The organism is Methylobacterium sp. E-065, from assembly GCF_022829605.1.
Lineage (GTDB): Bacteria > Pseudomonadota > Alphaproteobacteria > Rhizobiales > Beijerinckiaceae > Methylobacterium.
Genome location: NZ_JAKSYD010000126.1, coordinates 1 through 3040, shown reverse-complemented (window position 1 = coordinate 3040; position 3040 = coordinate 1). Strand labels below are relative to the sequence as shown.

Annotated in this window: 1 protein-coding gene and 1 pseudogene; one reads left to right on the top strand and one right to left on the bottom strand. The window is 67.9% G+C overall.

The annotated features are described in order from the left end of the window. Positions 1-376: 376 nt before the first annotated feature. Positions 377-1495, bottom strand: a pseudogene (locus MKK84_RS17330) (MHYT domain-containing protein); the annotation flags it as partial. Positions 1496-2191: 696 nt separating this feature from the next. Between MKK84_RS17330 and MKK84_RS17325 the strand changes: the two are divergent. After that, on the top strand, positions 2192-3040 hold an 849-nt coding region (locus MKK84_RS17325), incomplete at its 3' end, for an outer membrane protein (protein ID WP_243921825.1).

The window sequence follows — 3040 nt, the reverse complement described above, 5'->3', positions numbered from 1 at the left end:
GGGGTGCGAATTCGCCCGAGCGGCCGGAACCTGGACTGGGCCGGCCGAACGGATGAAGGGAGGTGTTGAGCATCGAGTGCCGCTCTCTGCCGCCACGCAAGCGATCCTCGCTGAAATGGCCGTGGTGCGTAACAGCGAATTCGTCTTTCCTGGCGGCCGGTATGATCGTCCACTAAGCAATATGGCGATGTTGCCTCGAATCGGAAGCGCACGCGGCCGCCCGGGGCGCCCGCGCCCTCGCTCGGCTCGACCCGGTGGCGAGCGACCGGACCCGGCGCAGGCCCGGCAGCGTCGCGGCGAGCCTCGGGGGCGCGCGCGCGACGGTGAGCACCCCCACGAACTCGTCGCCCCCGACCCGGGCCAGGGTGTCGCTCGGGCGCAGCTCGGTCAGCATCCGCTTGGCCACCTGGACCAGCAGCGCGTCGCCGGTGGCGTGGCCGTGCAGGTCGTTGACCGCCTTGAACCGGTCGAGGTCGAGGTAGATCACCGCGACGCCGGTCCCGTCCAGGGCGGCGGCATCGAGTGCCGGGCCGAGGCGCTGCTCCAGCAGGTAGCGATTGGGCAGGTCGGTCAGGGCGTCGTGCAGGGCGAGGTGGCGGATGCGGGCCTCGTCGCGCTTGCGGTCGGTAAGGTCGCGCAGGGCGACGGCGGTGGCGGGCTTGCCGCCGAACTCGATGGTGCGGCAGGACAACTCGACCGGCACGTGCGTGCCGGCGGCGGTGCGGATCTCGAACTCCTCGGGTCGCAGATCCTCCGAGCGGCAGCGCGTGCGCCGCAGCAGCGCCGGGACGTCGGCCTGTGAGAACAGGTCGAGCACCGGCCGGCCGACGATCTGGTCGGGGGCCATCCCGAACAGGCGACCGCCGGCGTCGTTGACCTCCAGCACTTCGCCGTCGCGATGGATGAACAGCACCTCGTGCGCGAGGTTGCTGAGCAGGCGCATGCGGCTGAGGTCGCGCCGATCGCGCTGCGACAGGTGCTGCTGCAGCGCTAGGGCGACGAGGCCGGCGATCAGCACCGCGAGGCTGACGGCAGCGACCGTCAGGGCGAGTGGGGTCGAACCGAGCACGTAGCTCTCGCCCTCCCGCAGCGCGATCGGCGCGACCGTGACGGCAGTCATGCCGGTGAAGTGCAGGCCGCAGATCGCCAGCGCGAGCCAGCCAGTGACCTCGATGCGGCGGCCGAGGCTCGTCAGCCTGCCGGTGCGCGCCAGGGCTAGGATGGAGAACGCGACGCTGACCAGGATCGAGGCGGCGACATAATCGGGATCGAACAGCACGAGGCTGGAGGCGGCCATCGCGTCGACGCCGAGATAGTGCATCCCGGTTATCGCCAGCCCGAGTACGGTGCCGGCCAGCGGGACCCCAAGCGGTGCGGCAGACAATCGCCGCCACAGACACAGCGCGGCGAAGGAGCCAGCGATGGCAACGACGATCGATGCCGCGGTGAGGTCAAGATCGTAGGCGACCTGCGCCCCGGGTCGGAACGCCAGCATGGCGACGAAGTGCAGCGACCAGATGCTACCGCCGAAGATGGTCGCCGCCGGTAGGAGAGATCGCACGAGCGCGCGATCATCGGCTACGGCACGGGCCATCAGGGCAACCGTGGCGAAACACCCAAGCGCACAAATGATTGCCGAGAGTGCGACGAGGCGCAGGTCGTGCTGCTGCGTGACACAGGTCAGGACGCGGATCATGGCTTGCTCAGTCAGGACGACGTCGAGGGGCCGTCATCTCACGTCATAGAGCCAAGATACCTACCGGATCGGCCAGTAACTTGAACGAGTTAAAGCTGTGGTTGAAAGACAGTGAAATCCTACGAGAAGTTGTGCAGCGCAACCGAGAGCCGTGGCCAGTTGATGGGATAGAAGAAGCGGTGCTCGGGCCGGATCGGCATGGTTTGCTGAGAACGCGGTAAGCGACCCACTCTGCAGCGAATTGGACGATCCACCCTGTAGCATCTCAGCCACAGCCAGCTGGCAACGTACCGATGGGCGGAAACCAAAGCGCCTCTAGGATGTTGTGCCGCTCGAACGTGTACGGCGCAAAGTATTGCGACGGTCTAGCGCGCGTTCATAGATGATTTACTACGATAGGGGCTGTCGAGGCTGGCCGGTGTGTCGGTAAAACTACAGCCATTTGGCTCACCGTCCGGTAGTCATAGCTCCAGATTGAATTTTGGACCTGACGTGATGACCAAGCTCCTGGCCTCGCTGGCCGCCTTCACGGCCCTGACGGCCGCCGCCTCGGCCGCCGACCTGCCGCGCCGCGCTGCCCCGCCGCCCGTGTTCACCCCCGTGCCGGTGTTCACCTGGACCGGCGCCTACTTCGGTATCAACGCCGGCTACGCCTTCGACGCCTCCAGCCGCTCGAACAGCTCGGTCTTCGGCGTCCCGGCTCCCTACGCCGCTGTCGGCACGACCGCGACCTTCCGCGATCGCAGCCAGGACGGCTTCTCCGGCGGCGCCCAGGTCGGCTACAACTATCAGTTCACCCCGGGCTCCGGCGTCGTCGTCGGCATCGAGGCCGACGCCCAGTACCTCGACTTCGGCCGCAACCGGAACAACGCCTTCATCAACGGCGCCGTCGCCCCCGGCTACTACGTGACCGACCCGCGCGGCCTGTCGAGCCTCGACTACTTCGGCACCGTGCGCGGCCGCCTCGGCTACGCCTTCGACCGCACCCTCGTGTACGGCACCGGCGGCTTCGCCTACGGCTCGGGCAGCGCTGACCGCCCCTTCGGTGGCTACGCCGGCAACGACAGCTTCCGCAACGGCTACGCGGTCGGCCGAGGCGTCGCATACCTCGCAACCCTGCGCGGCCACCTCAGCAACTCCTTCGACCGCACCTTCGTGTACGGCACAGGCGGCTTCGCCTACGGCTCGGGCAGCGCTGACCGCTCGTTCGGCGGCTACGCCGGCAACGACAGCTTCCGCACCGGCTACGCGGTCGGCGGCGGCATGGAGTACGCGCTCCCGGTCGACTCGTTCCTGAACTTCTTCCGCTCTTCGGCCGTGACGCTCAAGGTCGAAGGCCTGTAC